Source organism: Bifidobacterium scardovii JCM 12489 = DSM 13734, from assembly GCF_001042635.1.
Taxonomy (GTDB): domain Bacteria; phylum Actinomycetota; class Actinomycetes; order Actinomycetales; family Bifidobacteriaceae; genus Bifidobacterium; species Bifidobacterium scardovii.
In genome coordinates, this window is sequence record NZ_AP012331.1 from 462,134 (window position 1) to 484,554 (window position 22,421).

The 22,421-nt window shown below is 68.5% G+C and carries 12 protein-coding genes and 1 tRNA gene; 10 read left to right on the forward strand and 3 right to left on the reverse strand.

Annotation, left to right across the window (positions count from 1 at the left end):
* The first annotated feature begins 25 nt into the window (after nt 1–25).
* From BBSC_RS01770 to rplA, 5 genes are all read left to right on the forward strand, one after another.
* A tRNA-Trp gene (locus tag BBSC_RS01770) sits at nt 26–101 on the forward strand.
* 38 nt (nt 102–139) lie between these two features.
* On the forward strand, nt 140–367 hold the full coding sequence (gene secE, locus BBSC_RS01775; protein ID WP_033519484.1) for a preprotein translocase subunit SecE: 228 nt from the start codon (nt 140–142) through the stop codon (nt 365–367).
* Nucleotides 368–472: 105 nt separating this feature from the next.
* Nucleotides 473–1,279, forward strand: coding sequence for a transcription termination/antitermination protein NusG (gene nusG, locus BBSC_RS01780; RefSeq protein WP_374042859.1), 807 nt, complete (start codon nt 473–475; stop codon nt 1,277–1,279).
* A gap of 266 nt (nt 1,280–1,545) precedes the next feature.
* Nucleotides 1,546–1,977, forward strand: a complete 432-nt coding sequence (gene rplK / locus BBSC_RS01785) for a 50S ribosomal protein L11 (RefSeq protein WP_033519486.1) — start codon at nt 1,546–1,548, stop codon at nt 1,975–1,977.
* A 14-nt stretch (nt 1,978–1,991) separates the two neighbouring features.
* On the forward strand, nt 1,992–2,684 hold the full coding sequence (gene rplA, locus BBSC_RS01790; protein WP_033519487.1) for a 50S ribosomal protein L1: 693 nt from the start codon (nt 1,992–1,994) through the stop codon (nt 2,682–2,684).
* Nucleotides 2,685–3,015: 331 nt separating this feature from the next.
* Here rplA and BBSC_RS01795 read toward each other — a convergent pair whose 3' ends face one another.
* Together BBSC_RS01795 and BBSC_RS14145 are read right to left on the reverse strand one after the other, a co-directional pair.
* Nucleotides 3,016–3,816 (reverse strand): PucR family transcriptional regulator, encoded by an 801-nt coding sequence (locus BBSC_RS01795; protein ID WP_033519488.1) that lies wholly within the window; start codon nt 3,814–3,816, stop codon nt 3,016–3,018.
* 6 nt (nt 3,817–3,822) lie between these two features.
* Nucleotides 3,823–5,955: a DUF6020 family protein gene (locus BBSC_RS14145; protein WP_231649075.1), complete on the reverse strand. Its 2,133-nt coding sequence runs from the start codon at nt 5,953–5,955 to the stop codon at nt 3,823–3,825.
* Nucleotides 5,956–6,010: 55 nt separating this feature from the next.
* On the opposite strand from BBSC_RS14145, the gene BBSC_RS01805 reads away from it, so the two are divergent.
* Entirely contained in the window at nt 6,011–6,901 is an 891-nt protein-coding gene (locus tag BBSC_RS01805) for a biotin--[acetyl-CoA-carboxylase] ligase (RefSeq protein WP_033519489.1), read from the forward strand.
* Between the two features lie 178 nt (nt 6,902–7,079).
* Here the strand turns inward: BBSC_RS01805 and BBSC_RS01810 are convergent, their stop codons facing one another.
* Nucleotides 7,080–7,763, reverse strand: coding sequence for a biotin transporter BioY (locus tag BBSC_RS01810; RefSeq protein ID WP_033519490.1), 684 nt, complete (start codon nt 7,761–7,763; stop codon nt 7,080–7,082).
* A 298-nt stretch (nt 7,764–8,061) separates the two neighbouring features.
* Between BBSC_RS01810 and BBSC_RS01815 the strand changes: the two genes are divergently transcribed.
* The 4 genes from BBSC_RS01815 to BBSC_RS01830 all read left to right on the forward strand — a co-directional run bounded on the left by BBSC_RS01815 (nt 8,062) and on the right by BBSC_RS01830 (nt 22,101).
* Nucleotides 8,062–9,987: an ATP-binding protein gene (locus BBSC_RS01815; protein ID WP_046726113.1), complete on the forward strand. Its 1,926-nt coding sequence runs from the start codon at nt 8,062–8,064 to the stop codon at nt 9,985–9,987.
* Nucleotides 9,984–11,618, forward strand: a complete 1,635-nt coding sequence (locus BBSC_RS01820) for an acyl-CoA carboxylase subunit beta (protein ID WP_033519491.1) — start codon at nt 9,984–9,986, stop codon at nt 11,616–11,618. The genes BBSC_RS01815 and BBSC_RS01820 overlap by 4 nt, the downstream gene beginning before the upstream one ends.
* A 52-nt stretch (nt 11,619–11,670) precedes the next feature.
* Entirely contained in the window at nt 11,671–21,177 is a 9,507-nt protein-coding gene (locus BBSC_RS01825) for a type I polyketide synthase (RefSeq protein ID WP_034535540.1), read from the forward strand.
* 468 nt (nt 21,178–21,645) lie between these two features.
* Entirely contained in the window at nt 21,646–22,101 is a 456-nt protein-coding gene (locus BBSC_RS01830; RefSeq protein WP_033519500.1) for a holo-ACP synthase, read from the forward strand.
* The last annotated feature ends 320 nt before the right edge of the window (nt 22,102–22,421 follow it).

Here is a 22,421-nt window from a genome sequence, read left to right on the forward strand (position 1 = left end):
GCCGGTAGCATGGCAGAGTTCACCTAGGGAAGTGGCGCAATTGGTAGCGCAACGGTCTCCAAAACCGTAGGTTGTGGGTTCGAGTCCCGCCTTCCCTGCCAAGTCTCTTGAATAATTCCGTGAAGCGTAAGGATGGTTTATGGCTAAGGCAAGTAAAGCCGCGAAGGCAAAGAAACCAAACGTCTTTATGCGCATCGGTCTGTTTATCAAGCAGATTATCGACGAACTTCGCAAGGTCGTCACCCCCACTGCCAAGGAACTGTTCTTCTGGTCCCTGGCGGTGTTCATTTTCGTGCTGTTCCTGATGGCGATCGTCACGGGTATGGACTTCGGTCTGGGCAAGCTCGTGCTGTGGGTGTTCGGCTGATCCTAGACCAACCTGAAGGTGTAAAGATACATGAATGATGAAGTGAATCTCGAAAATCTCGACGCGCTGCCCGACATCGCGCAGGATGACGCCGCGCAGGCCGAGGTGAATCTCGACGCGCTGCCGGTTGCCGACGAGCTTGACGAGACCGCCTCTGAAGGTGCTGTCGACGCCGCTGCGGCCGACGATACCGCGCAGGCCGACGCTTCGTCCGCCGGCGAGGATTCCGCCGATGCCGGTGACGGCGATGCGGCTGACGATGCCGACGATTCCACCGAAGCCGACGGTGAGCAGGACGCCGGCGCGAAGGCCGTCGCCGAATTCTCCAAGCAGCTGCGCACGCTCGAAGGCAAGTGGTATGTGCTGCACACGTACTCCGGCTACGAGAAGCGCGTGAAGACCAACGTCGAATCCCGTATCGCCAGCTTTGGCCTCGAAGACAAGATCTTCCAGATCGAAGTGCCGATGGAGGAATACGTCAAGCACACCGAGAAGGGCAAGAAGGTCGTCACCCGCGTGCATGTCCCGGGTTATGTGCTGATCCGCATGTTGCCGGACGAGAACGCCCGCCGCATCGTGCGCGAGACCGAGGGCGTGACCGGCTTCGTCGGCCCGACCAAGGATCCGGCGCCGCTGTCGCGCAAGGAGGTCGTCTCGATGATGGCCCCGATGATCGCGTCCGAGGCGCTCAAGAAGGCCGGCGACAAGGTCGCGGCCGCCAAGAACCGCCCCGTCGAGGTCTCCTACGCCGTGGGCGATCAGGTCACCGTCACCGACGGTCCGTTCACCACGATGCCCGCCGTCGTCTCCGATGTCGAGCCGACCACGCAGAAGCTCACCGTGCTCGTCTCCATCTTCGGCCGTGACACGCCGGTCGAGCTCGGCTTCAACCAGGTCGAGAAGCTGCAGTAACCGCAGCGTCAGAATACGTTATCCGCGAAATCCCCGCCCACCCGGCGGGGATTTTGTGTTGTGCAGGGCCGGGCGGGAGCGGAGCGCGATCTTGTCCGCATTGGCCGGCATAATAGGAAAGCTTGTGTCTGGAGGGTCGAACGCGTGCTCGTCACGCCGGCGGGCCCGCTAGCACAGCACAGCAATACAGGTTGCGGGAGGAGTCCGCGCGGCAGCCGCCGTGCGCGTCGCCGTCATCACCGCTTCACAGAAAGAAGAACCATACAATGGCTCCCAAGAAGAAAGTCTCGGCGCTGATCAAGCTCCAGATCCAGGCTGGCAAGGCCAACCCGGCCCCGCCGCTGGGCCCGGCTCTGGGTTCGCACGGCGTGAACATCATGGACTTCTGCAAGGCCTACAACGCGGCCACGCAGGACAAGATGGGCCAGGTCGTCCCCGTCGAGATCACCGTCTACGAAGATCGTTCCTTCACCTTCGTCCTGAAGACCCCGCCGGCGGCTGCTCTGCTGCTCAAGGCGGCCGGCATCCAGAAGGGCACCGAGAACCCGCTGACCCACAAGGTCGGTTCCGTCACCAAGGCCCAGGTCCGCGAGATCGCCGAGATCAAGATGCCCGACCTGTCCGCTCGTGACGTTGAAGCCGGCATGAAGATCATCGAGGGCACCGCCCGTTCGATGGGCATCACGGTTACCGACTGAGAGGAGAAGGACAAATGGTACAGCGTTCCAAGAAGTATCGCGAAGCGGCCGAGAAGGTCGATCGCAACAACCTCTACACTGCCAACGAGGCCATCGCTCTCGTCAAGAGCATGCCGGAGTACAAGTTCGACCAGACCGTGGAAGCGGTGCTGCGCCTGAACGTGGATCCGCGCAAGGCCGACCAGCTGGTCCGCGGCTCCGTCCTGCTGCCTCACGGCACCGGCAAGACCGCCAAGGTTCTCGTGTTCGCCCGTGGCCCGAAGGCCACCGAGGCCACCGAGGCCGGTGCCGACATCGTCGGTGACGACGACCTGATCGCCAAGGTCCAGGGCGGCTTCCTCGACTTCGACGCCGTGGTCGCCACTCCGGACATGATGGGCAAGGTCGGCCGTCTGGGCCGCGTGCTCGGCCCGCGTGGCCTCATGCCGAACCCGAAGACCGGCACCGTCACCATGGACGTGACCAAGGCCATCAAGGACATCAAGGGCGGCAAGGTCGACTTCCGCGTCGACAAGAACGGCAACCTGTCCTTCCTGATCGGCAAGCTGTCCTTCGACGAGACCGCTCTGGAAGAGAACTTCAAGGCCGTGGCCGACGAAGTCAAGCGTCTCAAGCCGTCCACCGTGAAGGGCCGCTACGTCACCAAGGCGACCATCACCTCCACGATGAACCCCGGCGTCCCGGTCGATCCGGCCGCGTTCGCCTGATCCTGTCGCGGCCGGGCCATCCAGGATATGGCTCGACCGCGATCGATCTTCAACGAGAGGCCCGCGCTCACCCATGGGTGAGCGCGGGCCTCTCGTCATATGCGCCGCCATGCTTTCGGCGCCCCCACGTTAGGCTCGTTGCTGAATTCTGGCTCCCCTCTCTGAGGGGAGCTGTCGGCGGAGCCGACTGAGGGGAGAAAACCTGATGCGGCCTTGCGGAAGTGCTCCCCTCAGACCGCTTCGCGGCCAGCTCCCCTCGGAGAGGGGAGCCAAGGACGATCTCTCTGCAGCCAACTCCCCCTTCTGAGGGGAGCGGATTGGGGCCGTCGCCTTACAGGCCCATGCGGCCGAGCGATATGGCGGTGCGCAGCACGTAGGCCTCGCGCGGGTCGGTGGCGTCCCAGCCGGTGGTGTCGGCGGCCCGCTTCAGGCGGTAGCGGACCGTGTTCGGGTGCACGTTGAGCGACTTCGCCGTGGCCTCGAGCGAGCCGCCCGAGAACAGGAAGGTGGAGACGGTCTCGAGGGTCGGGTCGTCGGGCCCGGATTCCACCAGGCTGCCGTACACCGCGTCGACCAGTTCGCGGCGCGCGTCGTCGTCGCCGAGCAGCGCGCGCTCGGGCAGCATGTCCTCGGCGCGCAGCGTGTGCGGGATGTCGGTGAGCGCCGAGGCGGCCGTCAGGGTATGCAGCGCGCCGCGCAGGCTTCTCGAGGCGCCGTCCGCGCCGTGGCGCAGGGAGCCGAGGCAGACGGGGCTCGCTTCGGTGCTGAACGCCGGGGCGACGGCCGTGCCGGTGACCTCCCGGGTGACCGCGGCCTCCGGCAGGATCACGGCCGCGACGATGTCGCCGTGGGCGCCGGTGATGCAGGCGCCGCCGCCCAGATCGCGCACGGCCTTGCTGATCTGATGCCGCGCTCCGGCGGCGGTCGTGGCCGTGCGGCCGGCGATGGCGAAACAGGGGAAATCGCCCGAGAATCCGAGGATATTGAGCACCGAGGCCACCCGGGCATCGGTCAGGCCGCTGGACAGGCACTCGAATGCGATGGCTTCCAGCCGTTCGTCGGTCGCGTCACGCGCGTCGCCGACATCCATGAGCTCGAGAAAATCCGTGGAATTCGCGTTCTGTGCCGTCATAGCTGCCTAGTCTAGTCCCTCGGCGCTCCCAGCGGCAGTGCCGTCCGAGCCGGTACCGGCGGCGGGCAGGCTGCGGCCCGGCGCCTTGGCGGCCTTGGATTCGCGCCAGAAGGTGAGGCAGACGAACCCGAACACGAAGGCGACCGGCAGCATGTGACGCTCGAAATTGTTCGCCGGCGCGGTGGCCATCACGCCCATGAGCAGCAGCAGCGGAAAATGCGTGAGCAGCGTGCGCCAGCGGCGCAGGGCCAGCTCCACGCCGCCGATCAGCAGGGTCAACGTCACGTAGAGGTTCCCGTGCGTTAGCCATCCCAGCAGGGGGATCGACCCCCAGGCGCGCGCGAAGCCGGCCACCTGCTCCCGCCAGTCGTGGTTGTAGTACTTGAGCCAGGTGCTGGAGATCTGCACGTAGTCGCTGGTCACGTAGTAGTCCATCGACACGTACGGCAGGTCGACCGGGTCGAAATAGCCGAAGCATTCCGCCAGCAGCGCGTCGAGGGCGACCACGGGGTTCGCCTTGACGATCTGCAGCCATGCGGCGTTGAACTCCTGCATGTCCGACTCGGTCACCGTGCGCCACTTGTAGCTGACCTTCTTCGACTGGATGCCCGAAGACTTCACCGGGTCGGCGTCCTGGCGGTAGTACGCCTCCGCCATCTGGTCGAGATTGAAGATCGGCTCGAGCTTCTTGCGGGCGCTCTCCGGTATGGTCTCCGGGTCGAATTTGGCGACGCGTGCGATCATCTGCAGCTGCACGCCGCGGCTTTCGATCGGGTCGCCGTTGATGATCGCCCCGGTGGAGGCCAGCGCCGTGATGCCGCCGTGGATGACGATCACCGGCAGCAGCAGCGCGATCACGTACACGTTCCACCGCTTGCGGTCGGCGATCAGCGCCAGCACGATCTGCGCCGCGATGATGTACCACGCATATTTCGCGGAGATCAGCATCACGCAGCTGGACAGGGCGAACGCGATCAGGCTGCGCTTGGGCAGTCTGACGATGCGGTCGAGTATAGATGGGCCGCCGCGCTTCCACGTCATGTGCAGCTCGTACCACACTCCGAACCACCAGACGAACGCGAACGCGAACAGCGGCGACTTGGTCAGCGAGATCGTCGCGAACACCGCCAGCGGGCAGGTCAGGAAGAACAGCAGCGTCAGGAACCGAGCCAGGCCGCCGGCCGCGCGGTTCGGGTAGGGCAGCGGCGGCAGCTGCAGCGGCGTCAGCGTGCGCGTCATGCCGCGTTCCGGGTGTGCGAAATCGACAGGTCGCTGGTAGAGCGGCCGTTCTGGCCTGGTGTAGTCGGCGGCGCCGGCGTAGCGTGGCCTGAGCCATGGCAGGTTGAGGAACCGGTGCGCCGCCGACGCGCAGCAGAACGCGGCGAACAGCCACTGCAGCGCGGAGAGGACCACGAATCCCCAGTCGTTCGAGCCGGTGAGGTACCGGGAGACCGCCGCGCCGCCGCCGTAGAGCACGGTGAGCACGATGTTGTGCTGGTCGGTCAGGTAGGTCGGATTGTCCGGCCACATGTAGTGCGCCGTCGGGTAGATGTCCATCGGCACGAACGAGAAGAAGCCGATGTACGGCTGCTTCATTCCGGTCCACTGGTTCCATGCCCAGCTGAATTCGCGCGCCTGGGAGCGCACGTCCGCGCCGAACGCGCTCAGCAGCGTGGTCGGCACCCAGAGCCAGCCGATGATCAGGATCAGCATCAGCTTCCACCAGCGGTCGGTGGCGCGGACCATCCCGCGGCCGAGCGCGGCGAACGCGCGTTTCGCCCCGCGGGCGAAGGGCGTCCGCGAGGTCCGCCGCATCCATGAGCGCAGCGCGTCGGGGCGGTGCAGGAACGCGGGCAGCGCCCTCCGGCCGCCGCCGAAGCGCGCCAGCAGCGCGACGATGCACCCGGTGGCGAGCAGGGTGATCGCAAAGAACAGGCTGTTCGCCCACGACCAGTCGGCGATCGACATGTCCTCCCAGTACAGCGGGCCGACCGCCACGCACAGCGCCACCCACAGGCAGGCGAGCGTGACCGGCGTCCATCGGGCCACCGCGCGGGCACGAGCGAGGAATCCGCGGCGCGATTCACGGCGCGTCGGGTCGGTTGCAGGCGCTATGGAGGGGAGGGGGGCGTTGGTCATGGAGGATATTCTACTGTGCGCGCCCGAACGCGCCGGATGTACTAAGGTGAGCTGCATGGGGATTATCACTGATGACGCGGCATTGTCCGCGATGCCCCGCACGGCGGCCAAGGCCGATGCGGTGGTGCTGTTGCCGGAAGTCGGATCGACGAACACGTACGCGCGCGAGCTGATCGAGCGCGAAGGCGAGGGGCGGTGGCCGTTCGCCTCGCCGTCGGCGGTGGCCGTGGTGGCCACCGACCGGCAGACCGCCGGGCGCGGCCGGCTTGACCATGTCTGGACGAGCGCCGCGGGGGAGTCCTTCACGGTCTCGTTCGTGGCGTGCGTGCCGCGCGCCCTGGCGACCGACGACACGGTCAACGGCTGGCTGCAGATGATCGCCGGCCTGTCCGCGCTGGATGCGCTGCGCGAGGCGGCCGGCGAGACCGGCGGGGGCGGGCTCAAGCTCAAATGGCCGAACGACCTGTTCTGCGGCGGCCTCAAACTCGGCGGCATCCTCGCCGAGATGGTCATGCTGCCGGGCGAGCTGGACCGGGTCGCGGTGATCTTCGGCATCGGCATCAACCTCGCCGTGCCGGCCGACCGCCTGCCGACGCCGCAGTCGACCTCGCTGCAGCTGCACTTCGCGCTTGGGCGGTCCGGGGAAGGGCAGGCCGTCGACACCGCAGCGCTGCGCGACCGGATCGCCGCCCGGCTGGTCGCGTCCCTGCGCTTGCGGCTGGACGCCCTGATCCGCGACCCCCATGCCGAGGCCCCGCGCCTCGCCGGTGAGACCAGAAGCCTGTGCTGGACGCTGGGGCACCGGGTGTCCATCCATTACACGGACGGCACCACGCTGGAGGCCACCGCGCTGGCCCTGAACGACGACGCCTCGCTCACCGTGCGCGACGATGCGGGCGCGACCCGCACGGTCCGCACCGCCGACGTCGACGTGCTCAACCATTGAGCGCGTCTGCTGTGTCTGGCTCCCCTCGCTGAGGGGAGCCAGACACAGCAGACAAATCAATCGCGGGATGCCAGCGGATATGACGGCACGGGCCGTGCGCCCCGGAGCTATGGCCGGGGCACACGGCCCGTGTCTATATCTATATGTAACGCGATCTATATGTACCGCGCGAAACCGCTCAGCGGCGGACGGCCGCGGCGGCGATGGTCAGGGATGCGATCACGGCCTTAACCAGATCGCCGGCGACGAAGCCCATGGAGACCAGCGCGACGGTGGCCAGCGGCACGCCGGTGAGCGCGGACTGGACCGCGAAGCCGAACGCGTAGACCACGACCACGCAGCCGACGATCGACGCGGCGAAGTAGCGCAGGGCGGTCAGCGCGTAACGCACCAGCCCGGAGCGGTTGTTATCCGCGGCCTCGGCGTTCGCCGCCGCGAGGGAGGTCTCGGAGGCGTGCGCCGCGACGGAGGCGTCCAGGCGCTGCTTGGCCTTGCCCTTGAGCAGTGCGGTGACAATGGCGCCCGGCAGGAAGCCGATCAGGAATCCGGCGCTCGGGCCGAACAGGGCGGCGGTCGAGGCGCCGCCGGCGAACACCGGCAGGCCTACCGCGCCGGCGGCCAGGTACAGCAGCACGGAGCAGGCGACCTGGCGCCAGCTCATCGTCAGGGCGGCGACCATCACCACCAGGGTCTGCAGCGTGATGGGCACGGGGGTGCCGGGAATCGGGATCGCACCGGCCATGGAAGCCAGGGCGAGCAGCACGGTGAACACCACCGGCTTGATCGAGGCGCGCAGCAGCGCGCGGCGGCGCGTTGACGCGTCTTCGGCGGTGGTGGCAATGGTACGAGGTGCGCTATTCATGGCATGCTCTTTTCCGTTTGGCGTGTTCTCCGGTGGTGGCATCCGGCGCGCGATGGCTTGGGCGGTATTCCCGGGCCGTGCGGGCCTTGAGGGGGCGAACTCGAGCGTCGATCCCCCTGACGCTTCGCTCGGACAACACAAAGTGAATTGACGAAAAATCAATAATCGTCAACTTTCGAGGCACTATCGTATGTCCGATCGCCATGACCCACCTTTGTGTGAGATCACAAAGTCCCCATGGATTTTTTGTGGATTCCGCCCTGCCCATGCGCGCGCGAATAGGGATAGCTTTGACAGCATGGGTAAAACTGTCAATAAACTGCTGATTGCGAACCGAGGGGAGATCGCCCTGCGCGTGGTGCGCACCGCGCACGAAATGGGCATCGCAACGGTGGCCGTGTACGCCGAACAGGATCGTGACGCCCAGTACGTGGAATTGACCGACGAGGCGTACCTGCTGTCGGGCGACACGTACAAGGACACGTACCTCAACGAGGATCTGCTGATCGACATCCTCCACCGCTCCGGTGCGGATGCGGTGCACCCCGGCTACGGCTTCCTGTCCGAGGTCGAATCCTTCGCCGCCAAGGTCATCGCGGCCGGGGCCATCTGGGTCGGCCCCAAGCCCGAGGCGCTGGTCGATCTGGGCGACAAGATCACCGCCCGCCGCGTGGCCACGCGCGCCAAGGTGCCGCCGGTTCCGGGCCTCAACGAGTCCGCCGGCGACATCCGCGCGCTGTACGACTTCGCGCACACGCACGGCTACCCGATCATGATGAAGCGCACCGACGGCGGCGGCGGCCGCGGCATCACCATCGTGCGCACCGACGACGAGCTGCGCAGCTTCTACCTCAACCACGACGCGTTGCAGGGCGGCGACCTCGGCGAGTACTTCGTCGAGCGGTTCATCGACAAGGGCCGTCACGTCGAAACCCAGTGCGGGCGCGACTCCCACGGCAACTTCGTCGTCTACTCGACCCGTGACTGCAGCGTGCAGCGCCGCAACCAGAAGCTCATCGAGGAGGCTCCGGCCCCGTATCTGGACGACGACGTGAAGAACCAGCTCGAGCGCTACTCGCGCAACCTCTTCGAGGCCGTCGACTACGTGGGCCTCGGCACCTGCGAGTTCATGCTCACCTCCAGCGGCAAGGTGTACTTCCTCGAGGTCAACCCGCGCCTGCAGGTCGAGCACACGGTCAGCGAGGAGGTCTGCGGCCTCGACCTGGTGCGCGAACAGCTCACCATCGCGGACGGCGGCGAGCTGACCAAGCCGGGCGAGGCCCGCGGGCACAGCTTCGAGCTGCGCATCACCTGCGAGGACCCGGCCACGAACCTGACCCCGAGCTCCGGCACGCTCACCGCGCTGCGCTGGCCCTCGGGCCCGGGCATCCGCGTCGATTCCGGCGTGGTGGCCGGCGACACGATCTCGCCGAAGTTCGATTCGCTGATGGGCAAGCTCGTCGTCACCGCGCAGGACCGCGCCAGCGCCGTCGCCCGCGTGCGCCGCGCGCTCGGCGAGCTGAAGGTCGAAGGCGTGCCGACCCCGGCAAGCCTGTTCGCCGAAGTGTTCAACGACGACGAATTCACCGCCGAGCACGGGCACGAGTTCGACATCAGCACCAAGTGGCTCGAGCGCAAGTACCTCAACCGCACGCCGGACGCCACGCGCACCGGCCAGCCCGCGTCGCTGTCGGGCGCCACGGGAACGCCGGGCGCTCCGGACGCCGCGCAGCAGAAGAAGCCGACGCCGAGCGAGACCTTCGTCATCGAGGTCGACAACCGCCGCGTCAAGCTCACCGTGCCGCTCGACATCGTCGAGAACCTCACCGGCTCGGCCAGGGCACGCGGCTCCAAGCGGCCGACGCAGCCGTTGCGCGGCCAGGGACTGCACAACGTCGAGACCAGGGCCAAGACCAACGACGGCAAGTCCGGCGTGATCAACTCGCCGATGCAGGCCGTCGTGACCCGCATCAACGTGGCCGAGGGACAGCAGGTCGCCAAGGGCGATCTGCTCGTCGTGCTCGAGTCGATGAAGATGGAGAACTACGTGTACTCGCCGGTCAACGGCACCGTCACCAAGATCTTCGTCAGCCCGGCCGCCGGCGTCGAGGCCGGCGAGACGCTCGTCACGCTCGACGTGACGGGGGCGGGCGCCAAGGGCGACAAGGACGAATCCAAGGGCGCGGACAAGTCCTCCGCCAAGAACGCGGGAGGCAAGCAATGACCGACATCGTGGAAACCGCGGCCGTCCGCAAGGCGATCGACGCCGGTCAGCCGGCCGGCGCGGCCGGGGCCGCCGGCGGCGACGGCCACCAGCCGATCCGCACCGCGGTCGTGCGCGCCGCCCAGCTGGCGCGCGACGCCGAGGACAACGCGCGCAACCGCCAGCACGCCAAGGGCAAGAACACCGCGCGCGAGCGCCTCGACCTGCTGCTCGACACCGGCTCCTTCGAGGAGATCGGCCGCTTCCGCGGCGGCAACATCAACGGCGGCAAGGCCGGCGCGGCCGTCATCACCGGGTTCGGCCTGGTGTACGGGCGCAAGGTCGCGGTCTACGCGCAGGACTTCTCCGTGCGCGGCGGCTCGCTCGGCCGCGAGGAGGGCGAGAAGATCTGCCATCTCATGGACATGGCGATCAACCTCAAGGTCCCGATCGTCGCGATCGTGGACTCGGGCGGCGCGCGCATCCAGGAGGGCGTCGCCGCGCTTACCCAGTACGGCCACATCTTCCGCAGGACCTGCGAGGCCAGCGGCTTCGTGCCGCAGATCTCGCTGATCCTCGGCCCCTGCGCCGGCGGCGCCGTCTACTGCCCGGCCCTGACCGACCTGATCGTGATGACCCGCGAGAACTCCAGCATGTTCGTCACCGGCCCCGACGTGGTCAAGACGGCCACCGGCGAGACCATCAGCATGAACGATCTGGGCGGCGGCAAGGTGCACAGCACCCGCTCCGGCGTGGCCCACTATCTCGGCGAGGACGAGGCCGACGCGATCGACTACGCGCGCACCGTGCTCGCCTACCTGCCGTCCAGCAGCGACGACGAGCCGCCGACCTACGCGTACGCCGTCACGCGCGCCGAGCGTGAGACCGCCAAGCGCCTGGCCACCATCGTGCCCGACAACGACCGCCAGCCGTACGACGTGCTCGACGTGATCCGCTGCATCACCGACTATGGCGAGTTCGTGCAGGTGCACGAGCTGTTCGCCGCGTCCGCGGTCGTCGGCTTCGCCTGCATCGAGGGGCACCCGGTCGGCATCGTCGCGAACCAGCCGAACGTGCTCGCCGGCATCCTCGACGTCGACGCCTCCGAGAAGATCGCCCGCTTCGTGCGCCTGTGCGACGCGTTCAACCTGCCGGTCATCACGCTCGTGGACACCCCGGGGTACAAGCCGGGCGCCGAGCAGGAGCACGCCGGCATCATCCGCCGCGGCGCCAAGGTGATCTACGCCTACGCGAACGCGCAGGTGCCGATGATCACGGTCGTGCTGCGCAAGGCCTTCGGCGGCGCGTACATCGTGATGGGCTCCAAGGCCATCGGCGCGGACATGAACTTCGCGTGGCCCAGCTCGCAGATCGCGGTGCTCGGCGCCACCGGCGCGGTCAACATCATCCACCGCAAGGACCTGCAGAAGGCCAAGGAGACCGGGCGCGACGTCGACGAACTGCGCGCCAGGCTCGTGGCCGACTACCAGGCCAGCACCGTCAACGCGAACCTGTCGCTCGAAACCGGGCAGATCGACGCGATGATCGACCCCGAGCAGACGCGCGAGGCGATCGCCGAATCGCTGCGCACCCTGGCCGGCAAGCGCCGCGTGCGCCGCACCGACAAGCACCACGGCAACCAGCCGCTGTGATCCCCAGATGTCAGATACGTTCAGAAGTGAAGTAAGGAAATAAGGAACACACATGACAGCATCCACTTTTTTTCTCAACCGACTGTCCGGTGAGCCCCATGCGCTCGTCTTCGCCGGCCAATCCACGCCGTGGACGACGGCGCTCGCCGATCTGGCGACCGACCCGAGCCTCGATGAGGAGCTGCGCGCGGCCGCGGCCCGTGCCGACCGCCTGCTGACCCCGGTCGCCGCCGACCTGCTGGCCACCACCGGCCACCCGGTCGACCTGTTCGGCTTCACGCCGAACCCGGCCACGCTGGGCGCGGCGGCCGACGCGGTCGCCAGCGTCGAGGGCATTGCGCTGACCCAGCTCGGCGCGCTCCTGGACGCCGCGAACCTCGGCTATGACGTCGCCCACGCGCAGCCGGTGGCCGTGATCGGCCATTCGCAGGGCATCATCGCCGTGCACATGGTGCGGGCCATCGCCGAGGCCGGCTCGTTTGAGGCGGCCAAGCCGGCCATCGACTCGATACTGGCGATCGCCAAGCTCATCGGCATCGCCGGCACCCGCCAGACCCGCATGCTGGCGCTCAACGCCAAGTACGGCGAGGCCACGCCGATGCTGTCGGTCAAGGGCGCCACGCGCGCCCAGGTCGAGACGCTGATCGGCCGGGTGTCCGGCACGCGCGGCCCGATCTCCATCGCCGTCACCAACGCGCCGAGCCACTACGTGCTGTCCGGCTACCCGGAGGACCTGGCCGCGTTCGCGGTGGAGACCGCCAAGGAGAGCAAGCACCAGGCCAAGCTGCGCGAGGAGAAGGTGCGCGGCGGCTCCGTGTTCGCCCCCGTGCTCGAGTACCTCGACGTGACCCTGCCCTTCCATTCCCCGCTCATGGCCGACGCGGTCGAGACCGCCGTCGCATGGGCCAAGGCCAGCGGCCTGGACGCCGAGCGCGCCCGCACGCTCGCCGACGAGGTGCTCGTCAACCATGTGGACTGGGCCGCGCGCGTGAACGCCGTGGTCGAGCAGTCCGACCCGTCCCAGCTGTGGATCGTGGATCTGGGCCCCGGCATGACCGCCGGCAAGCTGATCTCCGCGCTCGTGCAGGGCACCGGCGCCGGCGTGGTCGAGGCGGACAGCACCGCCGCGCGCGCCGCGCTCTCCACCCGCGAATCCGACCCGGACCGCACCCAGAACTGGAAGGACTTCGCGCCGAGCATCGTCGCGACGCCCGCCGGCCGCAAGATCCGCACCAAGTTCAGCGAGCTGACCGGCAAGGCGCCGGTGCTGCTCGCCGGCATGACCCCGACCACCGTGGAGCCCGAGATCGTCGCCGCGGCGGCGAACGCCGGCTACTGGGCCGAGCTCGCCGGCGGCGGCCAGGTGACCGCCGAGGTGTTCGACCGCCACGTCGCCAGGCTCGAGGAGGAGCTCGAGGAAGGCCGCACGGTCGAGTTCAACGCGATGTTCATGGACCGCTACCTGTGGAACCTGCAGTTCGGCTCCTCGCGCATCGTGCCGAAGAAGCGCGCGTCCGGCACGCCGATCGACGGCGTGGTCGTCTCCGCCGGCATCCCCGAATTCGACGAGGCCAAGGCCTTGATCGCGCAGCTCAACGCCGACGGCATCCCGTACGTGGCGTTCAAGCCAGGCACCGTCGACCAGATCCGCCAGGTCGTGCGCATCGCCAAGGGCGTCGCCCCGGTGAAGATCCTCATCGAGGTCGAAGGCGGCTCCGCCGGCGGCCACCACTCGTGGGAGTCGCTCGACGACCTGCTCATCAGCACCTACGCCGACGTGCGCGCGTGCGACAACCTCGTGCTCGTCGCCGGCGGCGGCATCGGCACGCCCGAGCGCGCGGCCGACTACATCTCCGGCCAGTGGTCGAACGCCTACGGCCTGCCGGACATGCCGGTCGACGGCGTGCTCGTCGGCACCGCCGCGATGACCGCCAAGGAGGCGCACACCAGCCCCGAGGTCAAGAAGATGCTCGTCGCCACGCCGGGCATCGCCCGCGACGCTGAGGACGGCGATCCGTTCGCGCCGCTCGGCGAGCGCTGGGTGCCGTCCGGCAAGGCCGTCGGCGGCGTCACCTCCGGCCTGAGCCATCTGCACGCCGACATCTACGAGCTGGAGAACTCGTCCGCGCAGTGCGGCCGCCTGCTCGTGCGCGTCATGAAGCACCCCGAGGAGCTGGAGTCCCGCCGCGACGAGATCATCGCCGCGCTCGACAAGACCGCGAAGCCGTACTTCGGCGACCTCGAGACCATGACCTACCTGGCGTGGGCCAAGCGCTTCGCCGAGCTGGCCTTCCCGTGGGTCGACGGCACCTACGCCGACCGCTTCCTGCACCTGCTGCAGCGCATCGAGGCCCGCGTAGTCGATCAGGAGTCCGGCGAGTTCACCTCGCTGTTCGCCTCCCGCGCCGACGTCGAGTCCGACCCGGCCGCCGCGATCGCCAAGCTGGAGGCCGCCTACCCGCAGGTCGCCACGCTCAACGTGACCCCGGCCGACGTGGCCTGGTTCCCGACGCTGGTACGCGAGTACCCCAAGCCCATGCCGTTCGTGCCGGTCATCGACAACGATCTGCTGCGCTGGTGGGGCCAGGACCAGCTGTGGCAGTCCGAGGACCCGCGCTACTCCGCCGATTCCGTGCGCATCATCCCCGGCCCGATCTCCGTGGCCGGCATCACCACCGTCGACGAGCCGATCGCCGACATCCTCGGCCGCTTCGAGTCCGCCGCGGTCGAGCGCGTGAGCGGTCTGGCCTCCGCCGAGGCCAAGCCCGCGTTCAGCGCGCTGGACGGCGTCGACACCGCCGAGGAGTTCATCCGCAAGAGCCCGAACATCTCGTGGGTCGGCCATCTGACCACCAACCCGGCCTTCGGCACCGAGACCGGCGACAAGAACTACGAGATCCGCAAGGTCGGCGAGCGCGGCGACACCGAGCTGTTCGACCTCGACATCCACCTCGACACCTTCTGGGACGGCGATCCGGACGGCGGCAGCTCCAAGCACGCCGTGCGCGACATCGTGATCCCGCTCAACGTCAACGGCAAGGAGTCCGGCCTGTTCCCGGTGATCGACCGCGAGCGCCTGCCGCAGCACGTCTACGCGATGCTCGCCGACACCGCCGGCATCGGCAACACCGCCATCACCGGCGACAAGCTCACCGCCATGCCGGTCATCGAGGAGGCAGGCGACAAGGCCGCCTACCCGTTCGGCCGCGCGGCCGCCAGCTACACGCTGTCCGCCAACCTCGGCTTCGACCACGAGGCCGCCACCGCGGGCCCGCTGCCCGGCGACCTGACCGCCTCGCGCATCGCCCCCGACGCGCTGGTCGGCCCCGCCTGGCCGGCGATCTACGCGGCGCTCGGCTCCGTGTACGTCAACGGCTTCCCGGTGATCGAAGGCCTGCTCAACGCGGTGCACCTCGACCATCTGATCGAGCTGGAGGTGAGCGAGGACGAGCTGCTGGGTCACGTCGGCGAGACGATCAGCCTCACCTCGTGGGCCGAGGACTACTTCGAGTCCGCGTCCGGCCGCGTGGTGACCATCCACGTGGAGCACGCCGCCGCGGACGGCACCGTGCTGGCCCGCGAGACCGAGCGCTTCGCGATCCGCGGCCGCTCCTACTCCGACGCGCTGCCGGCCGACGCCCCCGACTACGGCGACTACCTGCACTTCCACAAGGACGAGCTCAGGGCCGCAGCCTCGGCCGCCGAGACCGGCGAGAACGCCGACGCCGCCGGCGAGAGCCTGACCACCACGACGCCGCGCCGTCTGCTGCGCCGCGTCACGGTCAAGGCCCCGCACGAGATGACCGCGTTCGCGCGCACCTCGGGCGACTTCAACCCGATCCACACCTCGCACCGCGGCGCCGCCGTCTCCGGACTGGCCGCCCCGCTCGTGCACGGCATGTGGCTGTCCGCCACCGCCCAGCACGTCGCCCAGGCGACCGACGGCAAGGGCGCGCACTACGAGATCGCAGGCTGGACCTACAACATGTACGGCATGGTGCAGCTCGATGACAAGGTCGAGATCTCCGTCGAGCGCGTCGGCAAGGTGCGCCACGGTGGCATGATCCTCGAGGTCACCTGCCGCATCGACGGCCAGCTCGTCTCGCGCGGCACCGCGATCGCCCTCGCGCCGAAGTCCGCCTTCGTCTACCCGGGCCAGGGCATCCAGAAGCAGGGCATGGTGCTCGACGAGCGCGCCAAGTCGCCCGCCGCCCGCGACGTGTGGGAGCGCGCCGACAAGCTGACCCGCGCCCGGCTCGGATTCTCGATCCTCGCCGTTGTGCGCGACAACCCGAAGGAGCTGACCGCCAACGGCGTCACCTATCGTCACCCCGACGGGCTGCTCAACCTGACGCAGTTCACGCAGGTGGCGCTCGCCACCGTCGCGTTCGCGCAGACCGCGCGCCTGCGCGAGGCCGGCTGCGACATCTGGCCCGCCTACTTCGCCGGCCACTCGCTCGGCGAGTACAACGCGCTGAGCTCCTTCGCCGACGTGATCCCGCTGGAGACCGTGCTCGAGCTCGTGTTCCACCGCGGTTCCACGATGCACCACCTCATCGAGCGCGACGCGCAGGGCCGTTCCAACTACCGTATGGGCGCGCTGCGTCCGAACCAGTTCGGTGTGGGCGACGATGGCGTGAAGGCGTACATCGAGTCCGTGGCCAAGGCGAGCGGCGAGTTCCTCGAGATCGTCAACTACAACCTGGCCGGCCAGCAGTACGCGATCGCCGGCACGATCAAGGGACTGAAGTACCTGCAGGCCGACGCGTCCCGCCGCGCCAAGGAGTATGGCGGCAAGCCGCCGTTCATGCTCGTGCCCGGCATCGACGTGCCGTTCCACTCCACGCTGCTGCGCAAGGGCGTGCCCGAGTTCCGCGACAAGCTCGACGCGCTGCTGCCGGCGCACATCGACTACCGCGGCCGCCTGGTGGACCGCTACGTGCCGAACCTCGTGGCCACGCCGTTCGAGATGACCAAGGAGTTCGCGGCGAAGATCCTCGAGGTCGTGCCCTCCGAGCGCATCAAGGCCGCGCTCGATGACCCGGCCGTGTGGGATTCCTACGCCGCCGACGACCAGAAGCTCGGCCGCCTGCTGCTGACCGAACTGCTCTCCTGGCAGTTCGCGTCCCCGGTGCGCTGGATCGAGACCCAGGCGCTGCTGTTCAACCCCGCCAACCGCGGCGGTCTCGGCGTGGAGGAGTATGTGGAGGTCGGCCTCGGCAATTCGCCGACCCTCGCCAACCTCGGCGCCAAGACCCTGCGCCTGCCCGAGTTCTCCGGCCGCAACGTCACCGTCTACAACGTCGGTCGCGACGAGGGCCGCGTGTACATGACGGATTCGGACTCGCTGGTCAGCGAGGACGAGCCCGCGGTCGAAGCCGCCGAGTCCGCGGCTCCGGCTCCCGCCGCCGCTCCCGCACAGGCTGCTGCTCCCGCTGCCGCTGCCGCCGCCGCGCCTGCCGCTCCGGCCGCGGCCGCCGCCGTCGTGCCGCCGTCGGCCGCGCAGGTCGGTTCGGCCGTCGCCGAACTCGGCTCCGCGGCGACCGGCCCGGTCGACGACCTGCCGTTCAAGGCGTCCGACGCGATCGGCGTGCTGATGGCCTACTCCACCAAGATCCGACTCGACCAGATCGGCGCGAACGACACCACCGACACGCTGACCAACGGCGTGTCCTCCCGCCGCAACCAGCTGCTCATGGACATCAGCTCCGAGCTCGGCGTGGCCAGCGTGGACGGCGCCGCCGAGGCGACGCTCGTGCAGCTCGCCCAGCTGGTCAACAAGGTTGCCCCGAACTACAAGCCGTTCGGGCCGGTGCTCTCCGATGCGATCCGCGACCGTCTGCGCGCGCTGTTCGGCGCCGCCGGCGTCAAGCCGGCGCACATCCGCGAGCGCGTGACCGGCGTGTGGCAGCTCGGCGAGGGCTGGGTCGCCGCCGTGACCGCCGCCCTGCTGCTCGACACCCGCGAGGGCGCCAGCTCGCGCGGCGGCGATCTGGCCAAGCTGCCGACCGGCGCCGCCGCCAACGCGGCCGCCGCCGACAAGCTCATCGACGACGCGGTCGCGCTGGTCGGCCAGACCAAGGGCGTGGCCGTCTCCAAGCCGAACGCCGGCGGCGCCGCGGGCGGTTCCGTGGTGGACTCCGCCGCGCTCGACGCCTTCGCCGAAAAGGTGACCGGCGCCAACGGCGTGCTCGCGTCCACCGCGCGCTTCGTGCTCAGCGAGCTGGGCGTGGCGGCTCCGGCCGTCGAGCCCGGCGAGGACGAGAACGCCGCGGTCGTGGCCGCCGTCGCCGCCGAGCTCGGCTCCGACTGGCCCAAGCAGGTCGAGCCCCGCTTCGACGAGCACAAGGCGATCCTGTTCGACGACCGCTGGGCCTCCGCCCGCGAGGATCTCGCGCACATCTTCTACGACGGCGATCTGGCCCGTGCCGGCTACCACTTCATCGGCGCCGGCAAGGACGTCGCCGACCAGGCGAAGTGGTTCGCTTCCAAGGCCGAGGCAGATGAGCACGCCGATCTGGCCGCGGTCTTCGACCGCATCGCCACCGAGGCGCTCGAATCGCCGGCCGAATCCGCCGACGCATCCCGCTTCGCGGGCGATATCGCCGTCGTCACCGGCGTCGCCCCGAACTCGATCGCCGCGCAGGTCGTCAACGGCCTGCTGGCCGGCGGCGCGACCGTGATCGCCACCTCGCACAGCTTCCGCCCCTCCGTCAAGGCGTGGGCCAAGCAGACCTACCGCGAGCACGCGGTCAACGGCGCCAAGCTGTGGCTGGTGCCCGCGAACCTGTCGAGCTTCCGCGACGTCGACGCGCTGGTCAAGTGGGTCGGCAACGTGCAGAAGAAGACATCCGGCGCCACCACCACGATCCTCAAGCCCGCATACGAGCCGACGCTGTTCTTCCCGTTCGCGGCCCCACCCGTGCATGGCACGATGGCCGATTCGGGCGAGCTGTTCGAATCGCAGGCGCGCCTGATGCTGTGGGGCGTCGAGCGCGCGATCGCCGGCCTGTCCGCGATCGGCGCCGACACCGACGTGCAGCACAAGCTGCATGTCGTGCTGCCCGGTTCCCCGAACCGCGGCGTGTTCGGCGGCGACGGCGCGTACGGCGAGGTCAAGAGCGCGTTCGACGCGATCGTCAACCGCGCCCGCGCCGAGAAGGTCTGGTCCTCCCGCGTCAGCTTCGCCCACCCGAAGATCGGCTGGGTGCGCGGCACCGGCCTGATGGGCGGCAACGACCCGCTGGTCGAGGTCGTCGAGCGCCACGGCATCAAGACCTACTCCACCGAGCAGATCGCCGAGCGTCTCCTTGGCCTGTGCACCGCCGAGGCCCGCGAGCAGGCCGCCAAGGCCCCGCTCGACGTGGACCTGACCGGCGGCCTCGGCTCCGAGCCGATCGACATCCGCGCCCTGCGCGCGGAGGCGATGGCCGACGCCGAGAAGGCCGCTTCCGATTCTGCTTCTGCGTCTTCGGCCGCTTCCTCGGTTCCCCTCGCTGAGGGGAGCTCTCGCGCAGCGGGTGAGGGGAGCAGCACCGCGACCGCTCAGATCAAGGCATTGCCCAGCCCGCACGTGCCCCACCAGGCACCGGTCGATCTGGCCGACTGGCAGGGCGTGACCGCCCGCCCCGAGGACGAGATCGTCATCGTCTCGATCGGCGAGCTCGGCCCGTGGGGCTCCGGCCGCACGCGCGCCGAGGCCGAACTCGGCATCCACTCCGACGGCACGGTCGATCTGTCCGCCGGCGCGGTGCTCGAGCTCGCGTGGAACATGGGTCTGGTCGAATGGCAGGACAGCCCGAAGCCGGGCTGGTACGACACCGACGGCAACCTCGTGCCCGAAGAGGACATCGCCGAGCGCTACCACGACGAGGTCGTGGCCCGCTCCGGCATCCGCCCCTTCGAGGAGGGCATGGGCAACGACTACAAGGACGGCGCCGACGAGGAGGAGGCCGAGGTCTTCCTCGACCACGACGTGACCTTCTCGGTGCCGACCAAGGACATCGCCGAGGAGTACGTCAAGCTGGACGAGGCGCACACGAGCATCGCTCCGGACGCCGAATCCGGCGAATGGAACGTGACCCGCCATGCCGGATCGATGATCCGCGTGCCGCGCCGCGCCGCGATGACCCGCACGGTCGGCGGCCAGTTCCCGAAGGGCTTCGACCCGATCAAGTGGGGCATTCCCGCCTCGATGGTCGGCGACGTGGACGAGATCGCGCTGTGGAACATCGTCACCACCGTGGACGCCTACCTGTCGGCGGGCTTCACCCCGGTGGAGATCCTGCAGTCGGTCCACCCGTCGATGGTGGCCTCCACGCAGGGCACGGGCTTCGGCGGCATGATGTCGATGCGCAAGCTCTACCTCGACCGCTTCCTCAACCACGAGATCCCGACCGACATCCTGCAGGAGGCGCTGCCGAACGTGGTCGCCGCGCATGTGATGCAGTCCTACATCGGCGGCTACGGCAACATGATCCAGCCGGTCTCCGCCTGCGCGACCGCCGCGGTGTCCCTCGAAGAGGGCGCCGACAAGATCGCCCTGGGCAAGGCCGACTTCGTGGTCACCGGCGCGATCGACGACATCGGCGTGGAATCCGTGATCGGCTTCGGCAACATGAACGCCACCGCGAACTCCGAGGAGATGTACGCCAAGGGCATCGACGCGCGCTTCTTCTCGCGTGCGAACGATCGCCGCCGCGGCGGCTTCCTCGAATCGCAGGGCGGCGGCACGATCCTGCTGACGCGCGGCGACATCGCGCTCAAGCTGGGTCTGCCGGTGGCCGGCGTGGTCGGGTACATCCACAGCTTCGCCGACGGCGCGCACACCTCGATCCCGGCTCCGGGCCTCGGCGCGCTCGCCGCGGGCCTCGGCGGACGCGACTCGAAGCTCGTGCACGACCTGGCCCGCCTCGGCGTCACGCCGGACGACATCGCCGTGGTGTCCAAGCACGACACGTCCACCAACGCGAACGACCCGAACGAGTCCGAGCTGCACAACACGCTGGCTCACGCGATCGGGCGCACGGACGGCAACCCGCTGTTCGTGATCTCGCAGAAGACCCTCACCGGCCACGCGAAGGGCGGCGCCTGCATCTTCCAGGTCAACGGTCTGACGCAGCTGTTCAACTCGGGCGTGATCCCGGCGAACGCCTCGCTCGACTGCGTGGATCCGAAGCTGGAGCGCGACGACCACATGGTGTGGCTCACCAAGCCGCTGCATGTCGGCCGCGTCAAGGCCGGCCTGGCCACCTCGCTCGGCTTCGGCCACGTGAGCGGTTTCGCCGCGATCGTGAACCCGGGCGCCTTCGAGGCCGCCGTGGCGCACGCCGCGGGGGACAAGGCCTTGGAGGAATGGCGCGAACGCGCGAACGCGCGTCTGGCCGCCGGCCAGCGCCGCCTCGAGGAAGGCATGATGGGGCGCGCCGCGCTCTACGAGCCGATCGACAACCGTCGCTTCCACGAGGATCACCGCGGCTACGACCACCACGAGGTCGAAAAGGCCATGTTGCTCGACCCTGATGCCCGCCTCGGCGCCGACGGCTACTACGAGGCCTGAGCGGTGTCGGGCGGCTTGGCGTGGTGAGGTTCCGCGCGCCAGGCTGATCCTGTGACGATGAGGATTGACCCCTTCCCCGGGGTCAATCCTCATCTGCGTTTTTGGCGGGTTTTGTCGGGGGTAATCCTTCTGGATGCTGGGAGGTGTGCCTCGCCGAGTCTTTTTGATAAGGCGTTCCTTCTGGAGCCTAATTGGTTTGCCCCGCTGAGAGGTAAGTAGGTGGGGAGGCTCTTCTGGATGCTGGGAGGTGTGCCTCGCCGAGTCTTTTTGATGAGGCATTCCTTCTGGGGTCTAATTGGTTTGCCCCGCTAGGAGGTATCTGAGCGAAGCGATCTTTCTATATACAGCAGACTCGCCTCGCTGGAGTATCCGCGCGTGGCGGTTCCTCTGCCGGTTGGGAGATTCGCCTCGCTGGAGGGTAATCTAAACAAGGAATGATCGCATGAGCAGCATCGGGGGCGCAATATGATGCACGGTCTGGGCCATGACGTGGTCGATCTCGCGGCGTTCGCGTCGCAGCTCACCGAACCCGGCTCTCGGATGCGCGGCCTGTTCTCCCCAAGGGAGCTGCGCCAGGCGGTTGCCCGGGCGGCGCAGAAGAACGATGGCGAGGCGGTGCATCTCGCCGCCAAATGGGCCGGCAAGGAGGCCGTGCTCAAGGCGTGGTGCGAGGCGCTGTCCCTCGCGGGCTACGAGTTGCCCTACACGATCGACGATTTTCCGTGGAGCCAGGTCGAGATCCTCGACGACTCGCATGGCGTGCCCCGGGTCGTGCTCGTCTCCGACGCCCAGCGCCGTTTCTCCGAATCGATGGTTCCGCTGCGGCGGAGCGGTCCGGCGTCGTCGCCGCGCTTCCAGTGGCATCTCTCCCTGAGCCATGACGGGCCGGTCGCGTCGGCCGTGGCGGTGCTGTCGTCCGAGTGACGGAACGTCCGGGCAACGGCCGAGCGAGCAGTGTCCGGGACATAATCCGGACCGGGCGGAACGGGGAGACGAACATCGATCCTCATTCGGGATCACGGCCGCGCCCGGCGCGGGATGCGGAGCGAACAACCGTCACGGGATCGTCTCGGAGTCCCGCCGGCTACGGCGAAACCGGCGTCGGGATGCCGTCCGGGGGAGGTTTGGCTCGTTGCCGGGCCGATATGGCAGGCGATGCTCCGATGGAGGGGACGAAGTATACACGAAAAAACGATTCCCCCATCGGCCGATGCGGAGGCGCCGTCCCCGTGGCCTGCGCACGA

What these genes read in the sequence shown, in the direction of transcription:
- secE (WP_033519484.1), top strand. Translation starts at nt 140, where the DNA reads ATGGCTAAGGCAAGTAAAGCCGCGAAGGCAAAGAAACCAAACGTCTTT.
- rplK (WP_033519486.1), top strand. Translation starts at nt 1,546, where the DNA reads ATGGCTCCCAAGAAGAAAGTCTCGGCGCTGATCAAGCTCCAGATCCAG.
- rplA (WP_033519487.1), top strand. Translation starts at nt 1,992, where the DNA reads ATGGTACAGCGTTCCAAGAAGTATCGCGAAGCGGCCGAGAAGGTCGAT.
- BBSC_RS01795 (WP_033519488.1), bottom strand. Translation starts at nt 3,816, where the DNA reads ATGACGGCACAGAACGCGAATTCCACGGATTTTCTCGAGCTCATGGAT.
- BBSC_RS14145 (WP_231649075.1), bottom strand. Translation starts at nt 5,955, where the DNA reads ATGACCAACGCCCCCCTCCCCTCCATAGCGCCTGCAACCGACCCGACG.
- BBSC_RS01805 (WP_033519489.1), top strand. Translation starts at nt 6,011, where the DNA reads ATGGGGATTATCACTGATGACGCGGCATTGTCCGCGATGCCCCGCACG.
- BBSC_RS01810 (WP_033519490.1), bottom strand. Translation starts at nt 7,763, where the DNA reads ATGAATAGCGCACCTCGTACCATTGCCACCACCGCCGAAGACGCGTCA.
- BBSC_RS01815 (WP_046726113.1), top strand. Translation starts at nt 8,062, where the DNA reads ATGGGTAAAACTGTCAATAAACTGCTGATTGCGAACCGAGGGGAGATC.
- BBSC_RS01820 (WP_033519491.1), top strand. Translation starts at nt 9,984, where the DNA reads ATGACCGACATCGTGGAAACCGCGGCCGTCCGCAAGGCGATCGACGCC.
- BBSC_RS01825 (WP_034535540.1), top strand. Translation starts at nt 11,671, where the DNA reads ATGACAGCATCCACTTTTTTTCTCAACCGACTGTCCGGTGAGCCCCAT.
- BBSC_RS01830 (WP_033519500.1), top strand. Translation starts at nt 21,646, where the DNA reads ATGCACGGTCTGGGCCATGACGTGGTCGATCTCGCGGCGTTCGCGTCG.